Raw genomic sequence first — 26,636 nt, forward strand, 5'->3', positions numbered from 1 at the left:
TACGTGCCGGCGAAGGATCGACGCCATCCGAATGCCGATTATTGCCCTGTAATCTTCGTCACATTCGTGGGATCGCGGTGTCGGTCGGATTCGTGCTGGTGGAACCGCTCCCGCTGGCACCGCTCCCGCTGGCGGGAGCTGTCAGGCGGAGCCTGACTGAGGGTGGCCGAGCCTGACTGAGGGTGGTTGAGCCTGACCGAGGGGTGGCCGGCAGCGTCGCGTCCCGTCAGCCGCCGTCATCCTGCGACGGCGTGATGCGTTACACTACGGATGAGTAAAATATTTACTAAATCTGTAGTGCTACGGACTGGAGCCGTCACGGTCACGATCAAGGAAATCGCCAAGAAGGCCGGGTATTCGCAGGCCACGGTGTCGCGGCTGCTTAATGGCGATCCCACGCTGTCGGTCAAGGAGGAGACGCGGCGCCGGATCATCGAGGTCAGCGAACAGCTCGGGTACGCCATGCAGACCAAGCACATCGTGCTGCCGCGCGAGGTTGCGGTGCTTGACGTGATCGACCCCGGCGACCACCTGCAGGACGCCTACTTCAACGAACTGCGCGACGTGCTGCGGCAAAGCGGCGAATCGCAGCGGATGAACCTCACGTTCCACACCGACGTCTCCCGTCTCATCGCCGAAGCCGGCCATTACGACGGGTTCATCACCATCGGCGCCGAAGTGATCGACAACGATGATCTGCGCAGGCTGCACGACGTGCTGCCCTACGGCGTGTTTCTCGACACCAATCCGGCGCCGAATCTGTTCGATTCCGTACAGCCGGACCTATCTCAGACGCTTCTCGATGCCTTGGATGAATGCCGTGCCGAGGGAATGAACCGCGTGGGTTTCATCGGCGGAACCGGGCGGATCATGGGTATGCACGAATATCCGGAGGATCTGCGTCTCATGGCCTTCGACAATTGGACCAAGCGATTGGGATTCGACACCGAGGGGCTGATCTACATCGATGGGCCGTTCAACGTGGCGAGCGGGCAGAAGCTCGGCGAGCGCATCATCGCGGACATGCACGGCGATCTTCCCGATGCGTTCATTGTGGCGGCCGACGTGATCGCAGTCGGCGTGCTGCAGGCGTTCAATGCGGTCGGGGTGCTGGTGCCGAGGGATGTGAGCCTGATCAGCATCAACAATCAGCCGATCTCCCAGTACACTTCTCCGCCGCTGAGCACATATGCCATCGATCAGCGGGAGTTGGCCAGAACCGGCATCTACACGCTTGCCGAGGCGATCTCCAGCCGCCGTACCGTGCGTCATCACGTCTTCCTCTCCACCACGTTGGTCGAGCGCGGCAGCTTCGTGCGGGTCTATAGGTGACAATCTCCTTCTGATGATGGGAGATGGTATCTTGACAATCTCCATGTGAGGGAGCCTGATGCGCTCGCCGCTGGCTCCTTAGACTCGCTGACGGATCCCGCTCCCGCTCCCGCTGGCGGGAGCTGTCAGGCGAAGCTTGACTGAGGGTGGTCGAATACTCTTGGACAATCTGCCTGGTCCCCAGACTGTGGGGGCGTAAGCTTGACTGAGGGTGGTCTGACGCGGCGTTGAGTGTATGCCGATCGGTTATCTTTGCATACTCATACGGGTTTTCGTATGGTTTAGTAACTTTTAGTATTCTTTAGTAACTTTTAGAAAAGTTTTATCATTGAAACGTCGTCGTGCTGAAGGAGGCCGCTATGCGGAACGTGAGAAGAAACCCGTTCAAGCCAACTGCCGGGCATACGCCTCCTCTGCTCATCGGTAGGGATGATGACGTCGATGACTTTGTGGAGGGGCTCGATAACGGTCCGGGGGCGCCGTCTCGTTTGATGCGAGTCACTGGTGCGCGGGGAGTCGGCAAGACCGTGTTGCTTTCCGAATTCGCGAGCATAGCTCAGGAACGAGGATGGGAGGTCATTCGGGAATCGGCTTCCAAGGGGTTGGCGGCACGATTGGTGACCAGACTTCATCCGCAGGGCGATAAGGGCTCATATGGGTTTACGATCAGCCCGAGCTTCAATCTGGCTGGCGTGGCTGGCGGGAGCTTGGGCGAGTTTCATTACGATTCCCCTCAGCAGATGCCGCTCACGCTTTCCGACGCCTTGCGATGCCGACTCGATGCGCTTGAAAAGAAGGATGCGGGCTTGCTGATCGAGATCGATGAGGCTCAGGCCGCGGATCGTGATGACATGATCGCCATTTCCAATGCGGCGCAGGAGATGAACACCGAGAGCCGGGATTATGCTTTTGTCTTCGCGGGTCTGCCTTCCATGTCGTCGAAATGGCTGAACGATGAAGCGACTACGTTCATGCGCCGTGCTGATCCGCATGTGCTTGACGATGTTCCTCTTGACGATGTGGCTGACGCATTCGAGGATACGTTTCGCGCTTCCGGCATGGTGCTGGCGGGTGATGCGCTGCATATGGCCGCAGAGGCCACGTACGGGTATCCATTCATGATCCAGCTTGTCGGGTACCACATCTGGAGAACCGCGATGCGGGAACATCCCGACAGCTCTGAGGTGACGGTGAGCGATGCCGAACGAGGCATAGCCAAGGCGCTGGCGCGATTGGGCGATACCGTGCATGGGCCGGAATTGGATAGTCTGTCGCCGGTGGACAAGACCTATTTGCTGGCCATGGCGCAGGATGATGGCCCGTCTTCCACGTCGGAGATCGCCGAGCGAATGGGAAAGGGGCTGAGCTATGCGGGAACCTATCGCACTCGGCTTTTGGAGGCGCAGGTCATCGAAGAGTGCGGATACGGCAAGGTGGATTTCGCGATTCCCTATTTGCGCGAGTATCTGCGAGAGCATGCCGCATTTGTGCGAATGAGCGCGGACGCTTCCGATTGAAGCCGCTCCCGCCGGCGGGAGCTGTCAGGCATAGTCTGACTGGGGGTGGTCGAGTACTCATGAACAATGACCGAGGGTGGTCGAGTACTCAAGTTTGGCTTGACCACCCTCGGTCTGCCCTGCCCATGACAGGCAGCCCCATCAGGGCGCGTGCCTACAGCAGTTCGATGCTCACGTCGAGGGTGAGGGGCTTGGCGGCGTCGAGAAGGAACTGCTCGTGTACGGGCGCTCCCCATGAATCGTCGCCGCCGACGCCCATCTGGGCCGCCAGCAGTCGCAGGAACGTGTGGCGGGGCTGCGGCAGTTCATTCTGATGACGGGCCTCCTCGAGCATCAGCGTGGAGTAGGGGAGCAGGCTGGCGCAGAACGTACCGGAACCTGCCTGGCTTACCCGCATGCCGTGCCCGTGATCGTCGGTCACTTCGGCCCAGCGCATGTCCTCGTGGTTGCCGGTCTCCTGCGGTACCAGATACGGTGCGAAGCTGTCCTTGGCCGTGGTCTCGTATATGCCGAGTTTGCCGCCGGCTTTGCGGTCGAGATACGTCTCCTCCGGTCCGAGGCCGTAGAATCGCAGATGTTCGTACCGTGCGGGCAGCTGCCATTCGAGGCCGAACGCCGGTAGGGTCGGTGCATCGGTGCAACCGGGGTAGGACGCGGTCAGATGCAGCAGTCCGTCGCCGTTCACCTCGTAGCGCATGGTCACCCGGGTGCGTTGCGGCGTGGCCAGTTCGTAGACGTATTCGCCGGTGATGCCGTTTCCGGACGTGCCGAACGAGGTGTCGACCACGCGGGCATACCGGCCGGCCGCGAACCATTGCGCGCGCTCGAATCCGCTGCCGTTGCCCCGGTCGTTGTCGGTGAGCGGGCGGAACGTCACGATGTCCGGCCTGCGGATCACCATCTCGCGGCCGCTTCGGCGCAGCGATACCAATCCGCCCTGGGTGCGGGAGAGGATCGCCTCGAAATCACCGGAAGCCCGGCCAGTGCCGTGAATGCCGAGATTCCAGCGTGAATCGACGATCGTGATGGTGCTCGGCGTTGTGGAGGTTGGCCGCTGGAATGCGGTTTCCGGCGTCGCGTCGTCTGCCGGATCGGCGCCGGGAACGGTGAAGGCATACTGTCCGAAGGCCAGTTCATACCCTGCCTCGGCCCACTCGGTCGGATCGGCGAGACGCTGATCCACCTCGTGAATGATTTCGTCGCCGGGCAGGCCGGCTTCGGCGAACGTCACGTCGAACCGTTCGCTGGCTCCGGGAGCCACGTCGAACCGGTGATCAGCATGCCACACCTCCACGCCGTTCACCAGCACGCGGGCCGTGAACACGTATCCGGCCGTGGAGACGAACAGGTTTCCGTTGTCGATCGTCACGCCGGTTTCGTCCGGCGTGACCCTCACGTTCGCGTAGAGTTTCTTGACCTCCTGCGCCTTGGGCGATTCGGTGCGGTCGGCGAACACGATGCCGTCGCCGGCGAACTCGTAGTCGTGGGGCCGGTCGTCCCAATCGCCGCCGTAGGCGAGTCGCTCGGTGCCGTCGCCGAGCCGCTGCCACAGCGCCTGATCGATGTAATCCCAGATGAACCCGCCCTGATACTGCGGGTATCGTTCCAGATCGGTGTACAGTTGCATGCCGCCCACCGAATTGCCCATCGCGTGCATGTATTCGCAGGAGATGTAGGGCTTCCGCGGGTTGTTGGTGAGATACGCCTCGATTTCGGCGGGCTTGGCGTACATGCGGCTTTCGATGTCGGAGGAGGCATCGAATTCGCGGTTCCAGAACACGCCTTCGTAATGCACCGGACGCATGGGGTCGAGCTCATGGACGAGATCGTGCATCGACTGGAACACCGTGCCGGCGTACGATTCGTTGCCCAGCGACCAGATCAGCACGCTGGCGTGGTTGAAATCGCGGCGGATCATGGAGTTCACGCGGTCGAGGCAGGCGCCCTCCCATTCGGGCCGGTTCCCGGGCACGTTGGTTTCCGGCGTCACCCGGTCGCCGGGGATGGACCATGTGCCGTGGGTCTCGATGTTCGTTTCGTTGATCAGATAGATGCCGTATTCGTCGCACAGATCGTACCATCGGTTCTGATTCGGGTAGTGGGATGTGCGTACGGCGTTGATGTTGTGCCGTTTGAGGAACCGCACGTCCCACAGCATGTCCTCCTCGGTGACGGCCCGGCCGAAGCGGGCGTCGAACTCGTGACGGTTCACCCCCTTGAATACGATGCGTTTGCCGTTGAGCTTCATGACGCCGTCGTCGATGACGAACCGGCGGAAGCCGATCCGTTGGGCGGTGACTTCGACGACATCGCCGGCCTCGTCGTCGATGACGATCTGCAGAGTATAGAGATACGGGTCCTCGGCGCTCCACGGGCGCACGCACTCCACCGCGGTGCTCCAATCGAACTCGGTGAGGTCGTTTTCGGTGAGGTCGTTTTCGGAGGGATCCTCCTCGGGGAGGCCTGCTCCGGCCGTCGTTCGCTGCGACTGCCATACGGTGTCTCCGTCGGCGTCGAGCAGGCGGGCGGTCACCGTTCGGGCGGCGTCCGCATGGCGAACCGATGCCCGAACGTCCAGCCGTCCCTCATGCCGTTCGGCGTCGTAGTCGGGCGTGATCCGCAGGTCGAAGACGTGGACTTTCGGCTGTGCGGTGAGCTCCACGCTGCGGAACAGGCCGTGCAACCGCCAGTAGTCCTGATCCTCCAGCCATGAGGCGCTGCTGAATTCGTGGCAGGCGACGGCCAGTATGTTCTCGCCGGCCTGCAGATGTTCGGCCACGTCGAACTCGCTTGGCGTGAAGGAATCCTCGGCGTATCCGACGAACCGGCCGTTGAGCCATACGGTGATCGCGGTCTGGGCGCCGTGGAACGTCAGCGTGACCGGTCGGTGTTCGGCCAGCGCCTCGGCTACTGCGGCGTCGGGGACGAACGTACGCCGGTACAGTGCCACATGGTTGCGCTCCGGGACGTCGGGTGCAACGGGATCTTCGTGGCCGTCCCACGGATACTGGATGTTCACATACTGTGGATTGAGATATCCCGCCGTCTCCAGATTCGACGGCACATCGATCCTGCCGAATGGGGAATCGTCGAAATCAGGGTTCGCGAAGGAGGGATGATCGGCATCGCCGGTGCCGCCGACCGAAGCGATCGGGTATCCGTCCGGCGTGGCCTCGACGATATCGATCTTCCATTCCCCGTCGAGACTCTGCACGAGGTTCATCGTCTCGTTCGGCATCGGGGTGTGGTCGTAGAAACGATGGCTCGAATGGGCCGGCGTGCGATTGACCGCAAACACCTCCGGGTCGGTGAGCCACGTCGGTGACGCCTCCGCCGCTTCGGTGATGCGGATTCGCTGACGGATTGCCGGTCGGTCGGTGTCGTTGATGGACATGATGCCTGCTTCCTGACATGTGATCGTTGTCGTGATCGTTGTTGTTTGTGATCGTTGTTGTGGCCGTTGTCGTTGATTCAGCAAGAGGAGTAAAACTCTTTACTGAAAAAAGTAATACATGGGTTGCCGTCGCGCAACTTCGGGGAGAACGATTGTCGGAATCGTCGGCGATTTCGGCCGGTGATCTCGGTGGGAATGCTTGGTATCTTGCTTGATCTTTTACCGTGATAACCAAATGTTTCCGGTTTCGAACACGCCGTATTACCAATATTTTAGTAATGAATTTTACTTTAAATCAATAATGAAATACACTGACCGATATTGGATCAACGGATGATCCTTTGACAACATCCCCAGCCTCCGCAGCAATCCACAGAACCGGAACCTACAGAAAAGAGCGACCATGAAGCAAACAACGGATCAATCGACGCAAGGTCAAACCGGACAATCCGAAGGCGGGCGAACCGGCATCGGCCGCCGCCTCTGCTATGCCGTCGGCAACCTCGGGCAGGCGGCCTTCTACAACGCCCTCAGCACCTATTTCGTCGTCTACGTCACCAGCGCCATGTTCTCAGGCGTCGACAAAGCACTCGCCGCCAAACTCATCGGCATCATCACCGGTCTGATCGTGGTGATCCGCATCGCGGAGATCTTCATCGACCCGCTGCTCGGCAACCTCATCGACAACACCACCACACGATTCGGCCGCTTCCGCCCATGGCAGGTCATTGGCGGATGCACATCCGCCCTGCTGCTCATGCTCGTCTACACCGGCCTGTTCGGTCTGGTCAACGTGAGCGAGACATGGTTCGTCATCCTGTTCGTCATCGTGTTCATTGTGCTCGACGTGCTCTACTCGCTGCGAGACATCTCCTACTGGGGCATGATTCCCGCCCTGTCCGAGGACTCGCACGAGCGTAGCGTCTACACCGCACTCGGTTCGTTCACCGGCTCCATCGGCTACAACGGCATCACCGTCGTCGTCATCCCGATCGTCACCTACTTCAGCTACGTGTTCACCGGATCCCGTGCGGAAAGCCAGAGCGGCTGGACCTCATTCGGCATCATCGTCGGACTGCTCGGCATCATCACCGCCCTCACCGTGGCCTTCGGTACCAAGGAGAACGAAAGCGCGTTGCGAGCCAAGGCGCAGAAGAACGGCAACCCGCTGCAGGCGTTCGCCGCGCTCGCGAAAAACGATCAGCTGCTGTGGGTGGCGCTGAGCTACCTGCTGTACGCCATCGCCAACGTGGCCACCACCGGCGTGCTGCTCTACCTGTTCAAGTTCGTGCTCGGCCAGCCGGCCGCGTTCTCCATCGCCGGCATCATCCCGATCATCACCGGTCTCATCGCCACTCCGCTCTACCCGGTGCTCAACCGCTACATTCCCCGCCGATACCTGTACATCGCCGGCATGGTCTTCATGATCGCCGGATACCTCACGTTCATCGTCGGCGCGCAGAACCTCACGATGGTGATCGTGGCCCTGGTGCTGTTCTACATTCCCGGCACGTTCATCCAAATGACCGCCATTCTTTCGCTCACCGACTCCATCGAATACGGGCAGCTCAAAACCGGAAGCCGCAACGAGGCGGTCACGCTTTCCGTCCGTCCGATGCTCGACAAGATCGCCGGAGCGTTCTCCAACGGCATCGTCGGCTTCATCGCCGTGGCCGCCGGCATGGTCGGCACCGCCACCGCCGACGACATGACCGCCGCCAACATCCGCACCTTCAAGATGTTCGCCTTCTACACGCCGCTCGCGCTGATCGTCGCCAGCCTGCTCGTGTTCGTCTTCACCGTGAAGATCGACGAAACGATGCACGCGAAGATCGTCGAGGAACTCGAAGCCAAGCTTGCCGACGGCGAGACCGAGGACGAGGAGGAGTGATGGCATCCACAGTCGAAGACGATGGAAACACGGCAATCCATCATCGGGGCATCATGCTTTCCTCAATCCCGTGTGGGACTGCTTCGGAATGTGTGCAACCGTTGTGGGGCCGATGATTTGGTGTATAGATTTCCTGTACCGGTGATTGAACCCCCATGCGTTCTTCGAATACAACCGGAATCATCGAATTGATTCCAATGCAAAAGGAGGAACCATGAAGAGCGGTCGGAATCTGATGATTGCGGGTGTCGCATCGGCTTTGGCTGTTTCCCTCATCCCTATGATGCCATTTGCCGCGACCGCGGCGGAGACTTCGGATGATACTGCGGGACTGTCCTCGTCGGACAGCATCAGCATAGATAATGCCGTAAAAACCACGACGAGCAATCTCAACGCCGTGTATAACGCGGTGTACGCGCAGACGTCGAATCCGAAATCACGTTCCGCGCAAAATAGAGTCGATCGTTCTGTGGATGCGTTGCATGCCTCTGACGCCGAATCCAATGCGCTGAAGAAGCAAGGAGCGGAGCAACTTGAAACCGTGCGTTCGATGTCTAAAGGAGACAGACCTCTCACTGTTGATAAGGTGACTATCGTACAGGAGGGGAACGTGTCGGTGCAATCAAACAGCGGCGATTCGATGGTTGTCGCAACGGCTGATTTGCGCATCACTCGGCACATCTTCGAAGATGACGTTGATTGGGAGGAAATCGTTCCTCATCGGTTCACTATCGATACGGAGAACAATACCGTCGTCAACATTCTTGCCGAAGATCAGAACTGGCAGGATACTCAATCCACGAACGAGGCAGTGTCTTCGGAGAACAGGTCTTCTGATGAAGACGAATCAGGCAGCATCGATGATGAGTATGCGGCGTCCAACGATTCGGATGCGCAGTTCAAAGAAGGGGAATCTCATTTATTTGAGCGGTCATTCCGCTCCGATTCGGAACAAGCCGTTTACGGCGATTACGGATCGCGGTAAAAAGCAGTGGTTCGGTCATCTGGTGTGATCCGATAAGAGCGGATCGATGATGGTTCGAAGGATGTCGTCCCTGTTGCTGACCGTGCTGATGGTTGCGGCGTGTTCCGCGTGTTCCAGCGGCATTGGGTTTGCCAGGTGCGGCGCAGGGGCGCGCACGCCGGATATGGCGGTGACCATGCTGATGGAATCCGTACGCGACGGCGATATCCATAAGGCCTGCGTGGTTTCCGATTTGAATGAGAGCGATGAGGACCTTCGGAGGGCCGTGACGAAGATGCGTCGCATGCTTCATCGTCTGGGAGGTTTCGATGCCGTCGAGATCGATGTGGTTCCTTGGCTGCAGGAGGGGGCGATCTATCATGTGGCGGTGTACCGAAAGGCCGATGCCGGGAAATTCAACGCCGATTCGGTGTTGAGCTCGGCTTTGGACTTCGATGTGACGGCGGAAACCGCATCCGGATATCGCGTGTTGCTGCGATATGCGGATATATCGTTGACCTCCATTGAGCCGGATCCATGGGGAGCGTGATATATGAGGCTTGATGGACTCGTGCCGATGGGTGCCAGCGACAAGGCCGGCGAAGCCATCACCGTGGGCATCGTCGATAACGATGTGCTGTCACGCAAGGCGATGAAGACGATCATCGGCCGTGTTTCGAGAGGCTTCCATGTGGTGTGGGACGTTTCCACGGGTGCCGAAGCGTTGCATCGTTGTCTGTACACAGACAAAGTCCCCGACGTGCTGTTGGTGGACATGTCTCTTGCCGACGGCGACGGATGCCAGATCTGCCGGGAGCTTCGCAGGCGATCCGAGTCCATCGGCCTACTTGCCGTAACATCATATGATCCCCGCGTGTATCGTGGCCGGGCTCGTGAGTCGGGGGCACAGGGATTACTGACCAAGGATGCGCTGCTCGCGAATATCGCCGATGCCATTCGGAGCGTCGTGACAGGCGGCGTGTATCCCGCAGATTCCGGATTCATGACGCCGAGGGAATCTTATGCCGTCCTGAATTCCCCCGAAGGTGGTTCACTCGATGTCGAGCTGACCTCTCGCGAAGTCGAGGTGCTTCGCCTGTATGCCGAGCATCATACGACCCCGCAGATTGCCAGGATGCTTGGCATTGGCGAAGGCACCGTATATGTATACACGCATAGGGCGGTTGGCAAGCTGCATGTGAAGAATCGAGAGCAGGCCATCACCATTTGCAAGCGACGAAATCTGTTCAACCATGTCTTGTAGGAAATACCGTGATAAAGGCGATGCGATGATGAGATCAGTGCGATCGATACGTGATGCCCTGGCTTGGCCTACTGGCTTGGCTCGACTGCTCGTTCGACTTCCTTGGCGCATGTGGGTCGGGATCGGAGCGGTCGGATGCGTAGGCATATCCATTTTCGAGATGACGGTGTTACACGGTTATGATCAGCTTCGGATCGGTGTCATTGTCGAACTGGGTCTATATGCGATGGCGGCGATGGCCTTGCCGTTCGTTCCCCGTGTCTCTGGATGGTTCGTGGGATCGCTGTGGTTCGTCGGTTCGTTCAACGCCGTGGTGGACAGTCCATGGTCTCCGATGCTGTTGGTATGGCTGTCGGCGCTGACGATTTCACATCGGCATGCGGTTGAAGGGGTGCCCTTTGCGGTGCTGGCACTTTCCGGCAGCGTCGTTCAGGCCGTGCGTTCCAGCGATTACGATACCTACACCACGCCCGCTCTGACAGCTATGATCGGCATCATGGTGGCGATGGTGTTCATCGGATCGTCACTGTACTGGAATACTCGCAATCGCAAGGTGGTTCGGGCTCTGGATGATCGTCTTGAACGGGAACGGGCGGCCCTTCGCATCCATGATTCGATCTCCAATGATCTGGCGTATCTTATCATGCGCATCGATCAGTCGACGACAACGAATGAGGCGATGAATGATAGAGCTCCTGAAGCGTTGTCGGATCTGCGGGAGGTTGCTGTGACGGCGCTGAATCACACCTATGAGGTCATTGACGCATTGGAGGATGATGCGAGGTCCGGGAATTCTTCCGGGGTCTTCGCCGGAACCGTTGACGATGTCGGCGATGCGGTGAGGGGCGCGGATCTTGGGAAATCGTTGTGGTTGATCGTCGAGAACGGCGATGGTCGCTTGCATTCCTTGGGATTCCGAGGCGATTCGTGGTTGGATGATTCGGGCGTCGTGCGAATCGGAAGGAATCAGCGGACTTTGGTCGAATCATTCGTCGCCGAGGTCTATGGCAATATCGCTCGTCATGCCTCTCCTGAGGGAGGATATGCGGTGCGCATCTGCGTGAAGGACGATGAACTTGTCGTGACGGTGAGCGACAGGCCCAAGGATGATTCCGGCGATTCCTCCGTCGTGATTGCCCGTTCCGGTCGGGGAATGCGAAGTCATGAAGCGCTGTTCCGATCTCAGGGCGGTTCCCTGACCGTGGATTCGCGTGATGGATTCTGGGCGATGACCGCTGTGATTCCGTTGCGATCATTGGGGTGACGTTTAGGTCCGTGGGCTGCGTCGGCGTACCGGGCGGATCTTCCGACACGCCGGATGTCGGGGAGGGTGGTATTGTTTGAGCCATGACGTTCTTTTCATGTTGTTGTCGCTAACCGCCGCCCCGAGGCACGATAGGTGCCGGGCGCTGGTCAGTGACGCATAACTTGAAATAGGACGAATTTCTCACCGCCATTCGGCGTGAAATCCAATCGGTGATCAAACATCATGATCCATTGTCGATCCTGATGGCATGCCCGACCGAATATCTCGCAGGGCGATCATCATCCAAACCCGAAACCAGCATCGGGTATCGTCTCATTTCAGTACTGCACAGCCGATCGGCGCCCACGGGGAAGCGGCGAACGATCGCAGCAATCGCAAGGAACGCAGGCAGTACGAAACAACCATCCGCAACCGGAGGAATGAGACATGACCATCGCCAACTCCATCACCGAACTCGTCGGCAACACCCCGCTCGTCAAGCTCAACCATGTGACCGACGGCATCGACGCCACCATCGCCGTGAAAGTGGAGTACATGAACCCCGGCGGCTCCTCCAAGGACCGCATCGCCGCCCGCATCGTCGACGCGGCCGAGAAATCCGGTCAGCTCAAGCCCGGCGGCACCATCGTCGAACCCACCAGCGGCAACACCGGCGTAGGACTGGCATTGGTCGCCCAGCAGCGCGGATACCGCGCGATCTTCACCGTGCCCGACAAGGTCTCCGAAGACAAGCGCGCCGTGCTGCGCGCCTACGGCGCCGAAGTCATCGTCACCCCCACCGACGCCGGCCCCGGCGACCCGCGCTCCTACTACGACGTGTCCGACCGTCTCGCCCGGGAGATCCCCGGCGCGTTCAAACCCAACCAGTACGACAATCCCAACGGCCCCTTAAGCCACTACTACACGACCGGGCCGGAGATCTGGGAGCAGACCGACCACCAGGTGACCCACTACGTGGCCGGCATCGGCACTGGCGGCACGATCTCCGGAGCGGGCAAGTACCTCAAGGAGGTCTCCGACGGGGCTGTGACCGTGGTCGGCTCCGATCCCGAGGGCTCGATCTACTCGGCCGACGATCCGGCCGAAGTGCATCAGTACAAGATCGAAGGCGTGGGCGAGGACTTCTTCCCCAAGGCCTATGATCCGAGCGTGGTCGACGAGATCGTGAAGGTGAACGACGCCGACGCCTTCGAAATGACCCGCCGTCTCGCCGCCGAGGAAGGACTGCTGGTGGGCGGCTCCTCCGGCATGGCCGTGGTTTCCGCGCTGCGGTACGCTCGCGAGCACCAGCTCGGCAAGGACGCGGTGGTGGTGGTGCTGCTGCCCGACTCCGGCCGAAGCTACCTCGGCAAGATCTTCAACGACCAGTGGATGATCGACAACGGCTTCGAAGACGTCGTCAAGCGCACCTCGCGTCCTTCGATCATCCCCGAGTGATCCTGCCGCCCATCACCATACGATTCAATCAACCTCATAAATTTCATCGCATATAGCTAAGGAGCCATCATGTCCATCGACTTCACCGCCACCCAGCTCGCCACCCGCGCCATCCACGCCGGACAGGAACCCGATCCGATCACCGGCGCCGTCGTTCCGCCGCTGTACCTCACCTCCACCTACAAGCAGGACGGCGTCGGCAAGCTCCGCCACGGCTACGACTACACCCGTTCGGTGAACCCGACCCGTGACTCCTTCGACACCCAGCTCGCCGCGATCGAAGGCGGCAGATACGCGCTCGCGTTCTCGTCCGGTTTGGCCGCGATCGACGTGCTGCTGCGCTCCACGCTTCGGCCTGGCGACCGCGTGCTGCTGGGCAACGATGTGTACGGCGGCACCTACCGACTGCTGAGCAAGGTGTTCGTGCCGTGGGGCGTCGGTCTGGACGTGGTCAACATCTCGGATCTCGCCGCCGTCGCCGAGGCGCTGGAGGGCAATGACTACGCCTACATCTGGGTGGAGACCCCGTCGAACCCGATGCTGCGCATCACCGACATCGAGGCCATCGCCGATCTGGCCCACCGTCATGGCACGAAGATCGTGGTGGACAACACCTTCGCGTCCCCGGTGCTGCAGCATCCGCTTGAGCTGGGCGCCGACGCCGTGGTCTACTCCACCACCAAGTACATCGGCGGCCATTCCGACGTGGTCGGCGGTGCCGTGGTGCTCAACGACGAGGAGGTGCGCGACCAGGTGGCCTTCCTGCAGAACTCCGCGGGTGCGGTGCCGGGCGCCTTCGACTCCTGGCTACAGACCCGTGGGCTCAAGACCCTCGAACTGCGCGTAAAGCGGCACAGTGCCAATGCGCTGGCCGTGGCCGAGCATCTGGCTTCCCGTCCGGAAGTGGAGAAGGTGCTGTATCCCGGTCTGGAATCCCATCCCGGTCATGAGATCGCCGCCCGCCAGATGCATGGCGGTTTCGGAGGCGTGGTTTCCGTGCAGTTGGCCGCAGGACGCGAGGCGGCGTTGAAGTTCGCCGAATCCACCGAGATCTTCACGCTGGCCGAGTCGCTGGGCGGCGTAGAGTCGCTGATCGAGCATCCCGCCGCGATGACCCACGCCTCCGTGGAAGGAACCACGCTGCAGGTCCCAGACAACCTGATTCGTCTCTCCGTCGGCATCGAGAACATCGACGATCTGATCGCCGACCTTGATCAGGCCCTTGAGCGTGCCTGATCGTGCCTGTTTCCGGTTCACTCTTTGAAACGCTCTTCAAAGAGTGAATTGGAGGCTGTTCGCAATTGTTCGGTTTCCTTCTTCGCATCGGCATGATTCCGTCGAACCCGTGTTCGTTTGATGGTATTGCGAAGATAGATTCGTTCACTCTTCGCCGGCACCCCGCGAAGAGTGAACGGAGGAAACATGATTGACCGATACTGAAGGTTGTTTTCATGTTGCCCAGAAAAAGGAATGCCGATCATGACCGAAGAAGCGGCCGTCGAATTTGAAGAAAACCGCGCGAAAACCAAGAAGGCGTTGCCGGCGCTGCTCGTCGTATTCATGCTGGGTGCGCTGATGATCCAGGCGTTCAATCTGGTGTTCCAGAATATCGGCGATGCGCTGGGCATGTCGTCGAGCGCTTCGCTGATCAGCACATTGCCGGGGATCGTGCTTGGTGTCGTTTGCATGCTATATGGCACGCTGTGCGATTTCATCTCCCCGAAACGCATGACGATATTCGGCATGGCCGCATTGCTGGCGGGAAGCTTGGTGGGATTCCTCGGATCATTCAACTTCTGGATCGTACTGGTTTCGCGCATGGTTCAGGTCGCCGGTGCGCAGGTCGCCGGATCCGTGTTCCTTGTGATGGCGGTCAAATACCTCAACGACAAGGAGAAGGCCTTCTACCTTGGGCTCTACAATGCCGTGTATTGCGTCGCGGCTGCGATCGGTGTTCTTGCCGGCGGCATCATCAGCTCCTTCGACTGGAAGTACCTTTTTCTTGTGCCGGCGTTGTCGGTCGTTTTCGTTCCGCTGCTGATTCGGAACACTCCCGACGTTGGGGAGCGCGGCGAACGTATCGACGGCATTGGCATTGCGTTGTTTGCGGTGTTCGCGGGCCTTATCGCCGTCTACTTCTCGTTCCCCGGCTTCGGTCTTATCGTCGCCGCGGTGCTGTTCGCGATTCTGTTCGTGCTGTGGATCTGGAAGTCGAAGAATCCGTTCCTCGGTCGATCCTTCGTCACCAACGGCGCGTTCATGTCGATTCTGTTGGTCCAGTTTCTGTTCGTGTTCTTCAACTACGCCTGTGTGCCGATCTACAACGTTATCGGTACGCAGATCTATCGGATGCCGCTGACGGTCATTTCGATGTGCCTTGCCTTGGTCTACGCGATTTCCGCGGTCCTGGGTTCCTTGTCGGGGCCGCTGATCAACCGTATGGGTCGTATGCGTACGATCATCGTGTCCGCGCTGATGATGATCGTCGGATTCGCCGGTTCGGCACTGCTCATCGGCAAGGGGTTCGCTGTGCTGACCGTCCTCGCCTGCGTGTTCGTCGGCGGAACCACGTTGATCTACGCGCCGATCTATGATGCGGCATCCGATGCGCTTCCGGTGGAGGAGAATGGTCGTGGCATAGGCATCCTTGATCTGATGCTCAATACGTCCGCATCCATCGGCATCGCCGTGTATTCAAGTCTCATGGCAAGCGCATCCACGGCTCGCGGCAGCCTGTTCGGCGTGGGCAGTGGCGTTTCGGCGCAGGCGGCGAACATGTTCTGGATCATGTGCGGCATCGCCATCGTGGCGCTGATTCTGCTGCTTGTGTTCCGTCGCAACTTCACCATCACCAGAGAACGGTGATCGGTGGCCCATTAGCTGTGCTCGTTCTCGGTTCACTCTTTGAAGAGCGCTTCAAAGAGTGAATTGGAGGCTGTTCGCAATTGTTCGGTTTCCTTCTTCGCATCGGCATGATTCCGTCGAACCCGTGTTCGTTTGATGGTATTGCGAAGATAGATTCGTTCACTCTTCGCCGGCACCCCGCGAAGAGTGAACGGCAAAATCCCCCACCCTCGGTGCTATGGTCTGAATCATGGCAGACATGAACGATGCGCGCGCGGCGCTGCGGCAGTATTTCGGCTACGACGGCTTCCGGCCCGGTCAGGAACCGCTGATCGCCGCGATCCTTTCCGGCCGTGACGCGCTCGGCGTCATGCCTACGGGCGCAGGCAAATCCATCTGCTATCAGATTCCCGCGGTCCTGTTCGAAGGCCTCACCGTGGTGGTCTCGCCGCTGGTCTCGCTGATGGCCGATCAGGTCGCCGGCCTCGAAGACAACGGTATTCATGCCGTCTACGTCAACTCGACGCAAAGCCTCGAGGAACAGTCCGCAGCGCTTGCCGAGGCGCGCGCCGGGCGGTGCAAAGTCGTCTACGTCGCCCCTGAGCGGCTCGGAACCCGGCAGTTCGCCGGTTTCGCCGCCAACACCCGCATCTCCTTGCTCGCCATCGACGAAGCGCATTGCGTTTCGCAATGGGGGCAGGACTTCAGGCCCGCCTACCTTGGCATCGGCGACTTCATCGGTGGCCTGCCGTACCGTCCCATCATCGCCGCGTTCACCGCCACCGCCACTGAACGGGTGCGCCGCGACATCGTCAAACTCGTCGGCCTCAATGCTCCGCAGATCAGCGTCACCGGATTCGACCGAACCAACCTGTACCTTGACGTCATCAAGGCCACGCCCACCGTCAAGCGACAGTGGATCGAACGCTACGTGACCGCCCGCCCTGACGAATCCGGCATCATCTACTGCGCCACGCGCAAGGAGACGGAGTCACTTGCCGACGATCTTCAGCGTCATGGCATATCCGCGGCATGTTATCACGCGGGATTGTCTGCGGAGGAACGTCACCGGGCGCAGCGGGATTTCGTCAACGATACGGTGCGCGTGGTGGTGGCCACCAATGCGTTTGGCATGGGCATCGACAAATCCAACGTGCGATACGTGATCCACCACAACATGCCGGACAGCATCGAGGCCTACTATCAGGAGGCCGGTCGCGCCGGGCGTGACGGCGAACCGGCCCGTTGCACCCTGCTGTGGAGCGATGCGGACATCATGACCCGACGCCGGTTCATCGACAACGAGAGCGAGAACGACCGTCTGAGCGCAGAGGAGCTCGAAGCCGTGCGCAACCGCCGGCGCGTAATGCTCGACGGCATGACCGGATACTGCCGCACCACCGAATGCCTGCACCGGTACATCACCACGTATTTCGGCGAAACCGGCGAGACCGCATGCTCCGGCTGTTCGAACTGCGACGGCGAATTCGAAATCGTCGACGTGACCGACATCGCGCGGGCGGTCAGCGAATGCGTGCATGACATCCTGACGTTGCTGGAACCGAATCGGGACGGCAGTCCCCGTGGTCTCGGCGCGGCCAAGATCGTGCAGATCCTACGAGGTTCCGATTCGCAGGACATGCACGATTGGCGTCATCTCGATTCGGCGCCCACCTATGGACGGTTGAAGGATAGGTCCGCGGCGCAGATTCGCGACGTGATCTCTCAGATGATTTCTGACGGATATCTCGTCGTGTCCGATGGCAGATTTCCGATCGTGCTGTTCGGGCCCCGGGCCGTGCGGACCGTGGCGCCGGACTTCCGGATGACGGTCAAACGATTGGAGCGGCCGGCCGGCGCGTCCGTAAGACAGGCCAGCGTATACGGTGCGGGAGCGTACGGGGGCTCCGGGGATGGTGCCCGGTCCCGATCGGCTGCGGCCGCCGGGCTTGAGGGGTCGGACGCCGAACTGTTCGACCGGCTGCGGGAACTGCGTCTGGAGATCGCTCGCGAGATCGGCAAGCCACCGTACATCGTCTTCTCCGATAAGACGTTGCGCGGCATGTGCGAGCGGCGTCCCACCTCGGCCGATGAATTCCTCGAGGTCAACGGCGTCGGGCAGCACAAGCTTGAACTGTACGGTGACCGTTTCATCGCAGCCATCCGTGATTTCGTGGAATAGATTTCGTGGAATAGCGGGATCGGGAATCATCGACGCTGTCGGCAGGACGAGGGCGTCGGCATTGCCGTCGATCCGGGCCGAGCCGCCGATCCGCCCCGGTCGGTACGTTCCTGATGGCCGGCGATAACCAACGCATATGATCGCATGGTTGACGATCGGTCGTTTTCGGACCACAGTAGGTAGCGGTTACCATTCCCATCCAAGGAGGCATCATGGCAGATAAGCCGGTCGTTGAAAGTTTCCAGCTCGATCACACGAAGGTCAAGGCGCCGTATGTGCGTTACATCGATACGGAGACCGGCCCTCACGGCGATGTGATCTCCAACTATGACCTGCGTCTGGTGCAGCCGAACGAGAACGCCATCCCCACTGGCGGCCTGCACACCATCGAGCACACCATCGCCGTGCTGCTGCGCGAACGCATTCCGGGCTACATCGACTGCTCGCCGTTCGGCTGCCGCACCGGATTCCATCTGCTCACCTGGGGCGAGCATTCCACCGAGGACGTGGCCCGCGCGCTCAAGGAGTCGCTGGAATTCATCGCCTACAAGGCCACATGGGATGATGTGCCCGCCACCACCATCGAAAGCTGCGGCAACTACCGCGACCACAGCCTGTTCACTGCGAAGGAATGGGCCAAGGACATTCTCGCCAAGGGCATCAGCTCCGACCCGTTCGAACGCAAGGTCGTCTGATTCGTCTGGTTCGTCTGGTTCGGGGGCATGCAGTCAATGAGGCCGATGCGGTTTTCAAGGGTCGCGCAGGGGATCCCGGCGAATATTTTCGCCGATATGGATGCCAGGGTGGCGCGGGCGGTTGCCGGGGGAGCGGATGTCATCGATCTGAGCAAGGGCAATCCCGACGCCTATCCGGAGTCGTTCATCCGTGAGACGGCGAAGCGGGCCGTTGATGATCCCGGCAATGCCTGCTACACGCCGTTCGACGGCAAGCGTGAGTATCTGCGGGCGGCCGCGGACTGGTATCGCGATGTTCATGGAGTGGCGGTGGATCCCGAAACCGAGGTGTTCGCCGTGGAGGGGGCGGTGGACGGCCTTGCCGGATTGACCGCGATCCTTCTGGATCGCGGCGATGCGGTGGCGTTCGCCGACCCATACTATCCCTCGTATCATTGCATGGCGGTGATGGCGGGGGCTGAGGAGATCCTGCTGCCGGCCAGCCCGGAGCTCGGCTGGCTGCCCGATCTCGACGCGGTGCCGGCCGACGTGTGGCGGCGCCTGCGCGTGCTCGTGCTCAACTATCCGAACAATCCCACCGGCGCTCAGGCGCCCGTGTCGTTTTTCTCCGAAGCCGTGTCGCGTGCCCATGAATACGGTTTCGTGATCGTGCATGATTTCGCCTACACCGGTCTCGGCGTGGATCCGGCGAATCAGCAGATCAGTCTGCTGTCCGTGCCGGGGGCGCTCGACGTGTCGGTGGAGGTGGATTCGCTGTCCAAACAGTATGCGATGGCGGGATGGCGCGCAGGGTTCGTTGCCGGCAATGCCGAGATCGTTTCGCATCTCAAGCGCTACCACTATCAGATGGGATCGATGATCACCGGCATGGTCCAGGACGCCGGCATCGCCGCTTTGCGTAGCGATCAGAGCTGTGTGGAGCGATTGGCCGCGCGATATGCCCGCCGTCGCGCGATCATCGCCGATGGTCTGCGCGATCTCGGTCTTGACGTGTTCGATTCGGCCGGTGGCATTTTCGTCTGGGCGCGGGCCCCGCATGGCGTGGATGGTTCGTCGTTCGCCGAAGCGGTGTTGCGCGAGGCCGAGGTGGCGATTCTGCCCGGCTCGTGCTTCGGCTCTGCGGGAAAGGATTATGTGCGGTTCAGTCTGCTGAAGGATGAGCGGCAGCTGGCCGAGGCGGTTCGTCGTATGACGTCGGTGCGGTCGCGTCTCGGCGCGACGGCTTAGATTTGCGGTGCAGATTTGCCTGACTGTGGATCCATGCCGGATCCATCCATGCCGGATCCATCCATGCCGGATTCACGCCGGCTGCCCGGCATATCGGTGATCGTGCGGTGAAGCGGCTGCGATCACCGTGCTGCGATCACCGTGCTGACTTCATCGACGATGTCGTGCATGGCCATACGCGCCCGTTCGGCGTCGCCCCGCCATACGGCGTCTGCCACCGCGTCGTGCGCATCGAGTGCGCTTTTCGACGGCCTGCTCGGATACATGTTGATCTCCACGCGTCCGCGCAGGATCGTTTCGACGATCGGTGCCAGCGACGCGAACAGCTCGTTGCCGCTGTTGCGCAGCAGCGTCGAATGGAATTCGATGTCGAGTTCGTGGAATGGATCGAGGTCGCCGGCCTCGCCGTGTCGCCTCATTTCCATCGCCAGCACCGGCATCTTCGCGCGGGTCTCCAGAGGCGCCCGATGCGTGGCGCATGCGGCTGCGGCCGGCTCCACGGCGAGTCGCAGCTCGGTGAGTGACAGCAGTTCCTGCTTACGTTGGTTCGAATGCAGCTTCCACTGAATCACCTGCGGGTTCATCGCGGCCCAGGTTGCGGGATCCTGCGCCACCAGTCCCACGCGTCGCCGTATCGTCACTGCATTGGTGGCTTCCAGATATCGCGCCGCTTCGCGCGCCACCGTTCGGGAGACGCCGAACCGGTTCTGGATGTCCTCAAGCGTCATGCTGGCTCCCACGGCCCATGGTCCGTCGATGATGTCGGTGGCCAGTCGATCCGCAATGGGCAGGTGCATCAGCTTGGTGTCGGAGGGTTTCGGCGTATCGGTCATAGGAAAAAGAATACCAATCCGCAAGTATGGCAGTACCTTATCTTTAAAAGTACTCTTTTTGAATTGACAAAGATTACGATATGTATTTATGATAATCTCATCAACTTGCAGTCGTGATCGTGGCCGCAGTGCGGCCACTGAGGCAAAGGAGCGAACGATGACAACGCATGTAGTGGTTATGGGTGTGGCCGGATGCGGCAAGACCACCATCGCCGAGGCGATTCGGGATCGCAGGGGATTCGTCTATGCCGAAGGCGACGACTTCCATCCCCAAGCCAGCGTCGACAAGATGCGCGCAGGTATCCCCCTCACCGACGAGGATCGATGGCCCTGGCTGCGCACCATCAATCAGTGGATGCGGGGTCGGGCCGCCGAGGGGGAGTCCACCGTCGTTTCCTGTTCGGCGCTCAAACGCGCCTATCGCGACGTGCTGCGCAAGGATGTCCCCGTGTTCTTCGTGCATATGGTCGGCAGCGAGGAGGTCATCGGTGAGCGCATGTCACGCCGTAAGGGCCATTACATGCCGCCATCGCTGCTGCCCAGCCAGTTCGCCGATTTGGAACCACTCGAGAATGACGAACCCGGCATCACGGTGTCCATCGAAGGCGGCATCGACGAGATGATCGAACGCGCTCTTGCAGCCGTGGATATGCACGCCGCCACGGAGGAGCGCGCACTCACCGCATGATGCCGGCGTTACGCATGCCTGCCCTACAGAGAGAACAACGTCACGAACAACATCACAGAGAAAAGAGCACAATCATGCAGATCGGAATGATCGGACTCGGCCGCATGGGCGGCAACATGGCCAAGCGGCTTCGGGATGGCGGACACGAGGTCGTCGGATTCGACATGAACCCGGAATCCGAGCGCGACGTGGACAGCCTCGAAGCGCTGGTCGAGGCCCTGTCCGCTCCGCGCGTGGTGTGGGTGATGGTTCCCTCCGGCAAACCCACCGAGGAGACCATCGATTCGCTGAAGACGCTGCTGGAACCGGGTGACATCGTGATCGACGGAGGCAACGCCAAATACACCGAGGATCGGGCGCATGCCGCCGCGCTCGCCGAGCGGGGCATCCGGTTCCTTGACTGCGGCGTCTCCGGAGGCGTGTGGGGCGCGGATCGCGGCTACGCGCTGATGCTCGGCGGCGATCGGGAGACGTTCGATGCCGTGCGGCCGCTATTGGAAACGCTCAAGCCGGAGGGTGATCACGGCTTGGTGCTCGCCGGCCCGGTGGGCGGCGGCCATTTCGCCAAGATGGTGCACAACGGCATCGAATACGGCATGATGCAGGCGTTCGGCGAAGGATTCGCCACCATGATGAGAAGCGAATACGTCGAGAATCCGGCCGCCGTCATGGATTCGTGGCGCGAAGGTTCGGTGGTGGCGAGCTGGCTGCTCGACCTGTTCGACAACGCCACGCAGGACGATCCCGAATTGAAGAACACGCCCGCGGTAGCCAACGAGTCCGGTGAGGCCAAGTGGATGATCGAAGCGGCACTTGAGCTTGGCGTGCCGACTCCGACCACGGCTGCCGCCCTGTGGCAGCGTCAGTCCTCCCGCGGCGGCGCGGACGACATCCTGCGCGTGGTCACCGCCCTGCGCGCCCAGTTCGGCGGACATGTCACCAAGGTGGATGAGATCGCCAAATGGTGATCGGGCCGCTTCCGTGGGGTTATTTCCCTTGGTTGGCCAGCGCCTCGTCGATGGCCTTGCGGGCCTTCTTCTGCGCCTGCTTGCCGAGCACCGAGTTCCTGCGGGAGAATCCGAAGTACACGCACAGGCCGATCGCCAGCCAGATCGCGAACCGCACCCAGGTCTCCCAGTTGAGTCCGGCGATGAACACCAGGCAGAAGATGATCGAGAGGATCGGCGTGAACGGCACGCCCGGCGCCTTGAATCCACGATGGGCATCCGGGTGCGTTTTGCGCATCCACAGCACGCCGGCGGAGACGATGATGAACGCGGAAAGCGTGCCGATGTTCACCAGCTCGAACAGGATGTTGATGTTGATGAACCCGCCGGCGAACGCCGTGAGCAGGCCGAAGAACCACGTACCCTTGAACGGGGTGAGGTACTTCTTGTGCACTTCGCTGAACATCTTCGGGAACAGGCCGTCGCGGCCCATGGCGTAGCAGATGCGGGACTGACCGTACAACTGCACCAGCATCACCGTGGTCATGCCCACCAGCGCGCCGAGGTTCACGATCACCGCCAGCCAGTTGAGCCCGGTTTCGAGGATCACGCCGGCGACGGGCGCGTCGATGAACTTCGCGAACTCCTTGTAGGGCACGACGCCGGTCATCACCAGCGTCATGATCACGTAGATCACCGTGGAGATGGCCAGCGACATCAGAATGCCTCGCGGCAGGGTCTTGTTCGGGTTCACGGTCTCCTCGGCGGAGGAGGAGACGGCGTCGAAGCCGATGAAGCTGAAGAACACGATCGACGCCGCGGGGATGATGCCGTACGGCTGGGTGGATCCGGGCTGGAACGTGTAGATGCCGTACGGGGAGAACGGCTTCCAGTTCTCCGGGTTCACGTACCATACGGTGCACACGATGAACAGGACGATGATGGCCAGCTTGATCATCACCATCACGTCGTTGGCGCGCTTGGTCTGATTGATGCCGATCGACAGCACCCAAGTGATGATCAGCACGACCACGAAGCCCGGCAGGTTGAAGTATGTGGTCACGCCCGGCGTGGTGCCGTATGCGGCGGTGAGCTCTACGGGCAGATGCAGCCCGAACCCTTCGAGCAGCTTGTTGAAATAGCCCGCCCAACCCGCGGAGACGGTGGCCGCCTGCAGAGCGTATTCCAGAATCAGATTCCAGCCGATCACGAACGCCACGAGCTCGCCGAACGCCAGATAAGCGTAGGAGTAGGCGGAACCGGAAACCGGGGCCATGGACGCGAACTCCGCGTAGCACAGACCGGCGAAACCACAGCAGACGGCGGCGAGCAGGAACGACACCGACAACGCTGGGCCGGCGGTGAGTGCCCCTTTGCCGGTGAGCACGAAGATACCGGTGCCGATGATCGCGCCGATGCCCAGCATCGTCAGATCAAAGGTCTTCATCGTTCGTTTCAAAGGCGTGGATTCGGCCACGATGGTCGCCACGTCTTTCTTACGCAACAAGTCGCTCATGTAATAACTCTTCTCTTCGATATGCACGCAGGCATGAGATCGGGGACGTCGGAGCCTGACTGTCAGGATCGTGCCCCGCATCGGTTATCGGTCGTCGAATATCGACCATCACATTTTAGAGGCTTCCATGTAACCGTGGTGTTGTGCATGTTCCGTTTGTCCGTATCGTAAGACGACCGGGCCGTGAAATACGTCTGCGGAAAGACTCGATCCGCATCGAACCCCGGTCCGTCCGGCGGTATCCGAGCGCATCCCTACAATGGCGGTAACGGATCTACGTAAAGGGGAACGACATGGCACTGTTCGGTTTGTTCGGACGAAAGGACCGCACCTGGGATTCGCGCGCGAAATCGCTGACGTTCGTGCTCGACGAGGCCGGCCTCACCTACGAGGACGGGCATGTCGGGCTGAAACCCGCCACGCTCACCATCGACGAAAAACGCGTGGCGGTGATCGGACTCAACGGGGCAGGCAAATCCTCACTGCTCAAGGTGCTCGACGGTTCGGAGAAGGCGACCGCGGGCCATGCGAGCGTGGTGGAGACCCTCTACAACGACGACGGCACCACCGAAACCGCGGACGCACTGGACCTCGCCGTCAAGGCGGACGCCAAAAAAGCCCGGGACGTCATCGGCATCGTACGACGTGAGGAGATCCCGCAGTCCTACTACATGGCCGAGAACATCTCCGAAGCGGTGGCCGCCCAGCTGAGGAAATACCGTCTGCCGGAAGGCGTGCAGCATGAGACCGTCGGATCGCTGTTCGCCCACTTCGGCCTCACCCCGTACGCCCGCAGCAAGGCCTCCAGCCTCGACAGTGAAAAACGGCATCTGCTCGCCATCGTCGGCGCCCTGGTCATCAACCCGGCCGCGATCGTCGCCGACGAACCGACCAAGGGACTTGACGAAAACGCCACGAGAACCGTGGCCAAGGCGCTGTTCGGCTACAACAAGCAGGTGATCTTCGCCACGCACGACCTCGACCTGATCGTCAACCCCACCTACCGCATCGACCGCGTGCTGGTGGTGGACGACCAGACCATCGTCTTCGACGGCGAGGCCCAACCCGCCGTTGACTTCTACAACGATCTCATCCGCCGGCGGTACGAGGACATGAAGTCCGAGGCGTGAGCGATCAGGACGCGCAACCCGCGGCAAGCACGGGAACCGGAACGACCCGATGCGGACGACCCGAGTGACTTGATTCCGGCGAACCGACCGATGATCACGATTTCGTCGCATTCACGCGCCACAATGGTGGCTATGACTTTGAACGCAGTACCTGATTGGAAGTTCTCCTCCGCCGAAGGAAAAGCCAACTACGAGGCGGCATGCCGGAGATACCCGGCCCAATGCATCGTCGACCTCGCAGCCCTGAAAGACAACATGGCCCAGCTGGTCAACGTGGTGGGAGGGCCGAACAGCGGTACCGCGGTGATGGGCATCGTCAAGGCCGACGCCTACGGGCACGGGCTCATCCCCGCCGCGCTCGCCGCGCTCGCCGGCGGCGCCACCTGGCTGGGCGCCGCGCAGTCGCACGAGGCTCTGCTGCTGCGCAAGGCGGGCATCGGTCCCGACCGCTGCCATATTCTCACTTGGGTGTACAACGGCACGGCCGTGCCCTTCGACGAGCTGATCGCCAACGACATCGACGTTTCGGTCGGCTCCCTGGCCGGCATCGATGCGGTGGCCGCAGCCGCCCGCAGGCTCGACAGGCCCGCCCGCGTGCATGTGAAGGTGGATTCCGGTTTCGGACGCAACGGGTTCACCCCGCAGGGCTTCGAGGCCGCACTGAACAAACTGGTGCCGCTCGCCAAGGAAGGTGTGCTGCACATCGTAGGGCAGTGGAGCCACCTCGCCGTGGCCGACAGTCCCGACGTTCCCGAATTCGTGGCCTCCACCGACCGCCAGATCGAATCGTTCAAGGACTTCACCCGTCGCATGGAGCAGGCCGGCATCGCCCCCGAGATCCGTCACCTCGCCAACACCGCCGCCACGCTGAGCCGACCGGAGATCCATTTCGAGCTCACCCGGCCGGGCATCGGCCTGTACGGCTATGAGCCCGATCCCGCGATGGGCACCCCGTCGAGCTACCGGCTGAAGCCGGCCATGACCTTCCAGGCCCAGCTCGGCACCGTCAAGGACGTGGAGGCCGGGCACGGCATCTCCTACGGCCGCACCTATCTGACCCCCGACAACACCAGCACGGCCATCGTGCCGGTGGGCTACGCGGACGGCATTCACCGCTCGGCCTCCGGATTCGACATGCAGGGTGCCGAGCATGTGCAGAAGAACGGCGGCCCGGTGCGGGTGATGACCGTCGACGGGCCGAAGCTCATGCGGGTATCCGGCCGCGTATGCATGGATCAGTTCATCCTCGATCTGCATGGTTCCGCCGCCGAGCTCGGCGTGCATGAGGGCGATACCGTGGAACTGTTCGGTCCGGGCAGGGGAGAGGCGTTCGCCGAGCCCACCGCCGATGATTGGGCCAAGGCCGCCGGCACCATCAGCTATGAGATCTTCACCTGCCTGCGCAATCGCATTCCGCGGCTGTATCTCAACGCTTCGAAGGTGCTTGACGGGCGGGATCTTGCGAAGCTGGATCCGGCGAGCCTGCTGTGAGCGAGCCAGCCGTGACG

At 60.9% G+C, this 26,636-nt stretch carries 20 protein-coding genes; 17 read left to right on the forward strand and 3 right to left on the reverse strand.

The genetic code is table 11. The features are described from left to right. Nucleotides 1–297 precede the first annotated feature (297 nt). A complete protein-coding gene (locus Uis1B_RS04315) occupies nt 298–1,332 on the forward strand; it encodes a LacI family DNA-binding transcriptional regulator (RefSeq protein WP_243390253.1) in 1,035 nt (344 codons plus the stop codon). A gap of 359 nt (nt 1,333–1,691) precedes the next feature. Continuing rightward, nucleotides 1,692–2,849, forward strand: a complete 1,158-nt coding sequence (locus Uis1B_RS04320; protein ID WP_101615929.1) for an ATP-binding protein — start codon at nt 1,692–1,694, stop codon at nt 2,847–2,849. Nucleotides 2,850–3,003: 154 nt separating this feature from the next. Here Uis1B_RS04320 and lacZ read toward each other — a convergent pair whose 3' ends face one another. Next, nucleotides 3,004–6,243: a beta-galactosidase, LacZ type gene (gene lacZ, locus Uis1B_RS04325; protein ID WP_101615930.1), complete on the reverse strand. Its 3,240-nt coding sequence runs from the start codon at nt 6,241–6,243 to the stop codon at nt 3,004–3,006. 403 nt (nt 6,244–6,646) lie between these two features. On the opposite strand from lacZ, the gene Uis1B_RS04330 reads away from it, so the two are divergent. From Uis1B_RS04330 to Uis1B_RS04380, 11 genes are all read left to right on the forward strand, one after another. Next, nucleotides 6,647–8,134 (forward strand): glycoside-pentoside-hexuronide (GPH):cation symporter, encoded by a 1,488-nt coding sequence (locus Uis1B_RS04330; protein ID WP_101615932.1) that lies wholly within the window; start codon nt 6,647–6,649, stop codon nt 8,132–8,134. Nucleotides 8,135–8,348: 214 nt separating this feature from the next. Then, nucleotides 8,349–9,119, forward strand: coding sequence for a hypothetical protein (locus Uis1B_RS04335; protein ID WP_101615934.1), 771 nt, complete (start codon nt 8,349–8,351; stop codon nt 9,117–9,119). A gap of 73 nt (nt 9,120–9,192) precedes the next feature. Then, a complete protein-coding gene (locus Uis1B_RS04340; RefSeq protein ID WP_165782729.1) occupies nt 9,193–9,648 on the forward strand; it encodes a hypothetical protein in 456 nt (151 codons plus the stop codon). Between the two features lie 63 nt (nt 9,649–9,711). After that, nucleotides 9,712–10,362, forward strand: a complete 651-nt coding sequence (locus Uis1B_RS04345; protein WP_165782730.1) for a response regulator transcription factor — start codon at nt 9,712–9,714, stop codon at nt 10,360–10,362. A gap of 235 nt (nt 10,363–10,597) precedes the next feature. Beyond that, on the forward strand, nt 10,598–11,626 hold the full coding sequence (locus Uis1B_RS04350) for a sensor histidine kinase (protein ID WP_133124836.1): 1,029 nt from the start codon (nt 10,598–10,600) through the stop codon (nt 11,624–11,626). Nucleotides 11,627–12,055: 429 nt separating this feature from the next. Beyond that, complete coding sequence (locus tag Uis1B_RS04355) at nt 12,056–13,066, forward strand: cystathionine beta-synthase (RefSeq protein WP_101615942.1); 1,011 nt, start codon at nt 12,056–12,058, stop codon at nt 13,064–13,066. Between the two features lie 69 nt (nt 13,067–13,135). Further along, on the forward strand, nt 13,136–14,302 hold the full coding sequence (locus Uis1B_RS04360) for a cystathionine gamma-synthase (RefSeq protein WP_101615944.1): 1,167 nt from the start codon (nt 13,136–13,138) through the stop codon (nt 14,300–14,302). A 243-nt stretch (nt 14,303–14,545) separates the two neighbouring features. Further along, complete coding sequence (locus tag Uis1B_RS04365; protein WP_243390254.1) at nt 14,546–15,931, forward strand: MFS transporter; 1,386 nt, start codon at nt 14,546–14,548, stop codon at nt 15,929–15,931. 229 nt (nt 15,932–16,160) lie between these two features. Next, nucleotides 16,161–18,092: a DNA helicase RecQ gene (gene recQ, locus Uis1B_RS04370; RefSeq protein ID WP_101615949.1), complete on the forward strand. Its 1,932-nt coding sequence runs from the start codon at nt 16,161–16,163 to the stop codon at nt 18,090–18,092. Nucleotides 18,093–18,304: 212 nt separating this feature from the next. Continuing rightward, nucleotides 18,305–18,787: an S-ribosylhomocysteine lyase gene (locus Uis1B_RS04375; protein ID WP_207763375.1), complete on the forward strand. Its 483-nt coding sequence runs from the start codon at nt 18,305–18,307 to the stop codon at nt 18,785–18,787. Between the two features lie 36 nt (nt 18,788–18,823). Then, the gene (locus Uis1B_RS04380; protein WP_423734860.1) at nt 18,824–20,014 is read left to right on the forward strand and encodes a pyridoxal phosphate-dependent aminotransferase; all 1,191 of its coding nucleotides are present in this window, start codon (nt 18,824–18,826) and stop codon (nt 20,012–20,014) included. 122 nt (nt 20,015–20,136) lie between these two features. Here the strand turns inward: Uis1B_RS04380 and Uis1B_RS04385 are convergent, their stop codons facing one another. Further along, entirely contained in the window at nt 20,137–20,847 is a 711-nt protein-coding gene (locus Uis1B_RS04385; RefSeq protein ID WP_101615955.1) for a FadR/GntR family transcriptional regulator, read from the reverse strand. A gap of 157 nt (nt 20,848–21,004) precedes the next feature. On the opposite strand from Uis1B_RS04385, the gene Uis1B_RS04390 reads away from it, so the two are divergent. Together Uis1B_RS04390 and gnd are read left to right on the forward strand one after the other, a co-directional pair. Next, nucleotides 21,005–21,535 (forward strand): gluconokinase, encoded by a 531-nt coding sequence (locus Uis1B_RS04390; protein ID WP_101615958.1) that lies wholly within the window; start codon nt 21,005–21,007, stop codon nt 21,533–21,535. Between the two features lie 14 nt (nt 21,536–21,549). Then, nucleotides 21,550–22,503, forward strand: coding sequence for a phosphogluconate dehydrogenase (NAD(+)-dependent, decarboxylating) (gene gnd / locus Uis1B_RS04395; protein WP_101615960.1), 954 nt, complete (start codon nt 21,550–21,552; stop codon nt 22,501–22,503). A gap of 19 nt (nt 22,504–22,522) precedes the next feature. On the opposite strand, the gene Uis1B_RS04400 is transcribed toward gnd, so the two are convergent. Then, complete coding sequence (locus Uis1B_RS04400; protein WP_101615961.1) at nt 22,523–23,998, reverse strand: APC family permease; 1,476 nt, start codon at nt 23,996–23,998, stop codon at nt 22,523–22,525. Nucleotides 23,999–24,291: 293 nt separating this feature from the next. Between Uis1B_RS04400 and Uis1B_RS04405 the strand changes: the two genes are divergently transcribed. Together Uis1B_RS04405 and alr are read left to right on the forward strand one after the other, a co-directional pair. Then, the gene (locus Uis1B_RS04405) at nt 24,292–25,128 is read left to right on the forward strand and encodes an ATP-binding cassette domain-containing protein (RefSeq protein WP_101615963.1); all 837 of its coding nucleotides are present in this window, start codon (nt 24,292–24,294) and stop codon (nt 25,126–25,128) included. A gap of 132 nt (nt 25,129–25,260) precedes the next feature. Then, complete coding sequence (gene alr, locus Uis1B_RS04410; RefSeq protein ID WP_101615965.1) at nt 25,261–26,619, forward strand: alanine racemase; 1,359 nt, start codon at nt 25,261–25,263, stop codon at nt 26,617–26,619. Nucleotides 26,620–26,636 lie beyond the last annotated feature (17 nt).

It is taken from the genome of Bifidobacterium margollesii, from assembly GCF_002860355.1.
GTDB classification, from domain to species: domain Bacteria; phylum Actinomycetota; class Actinomycetes; order Actinomycetales; family Bifidobacteriaceae; genus Galliscardovia; species Galliscardovia margollesii.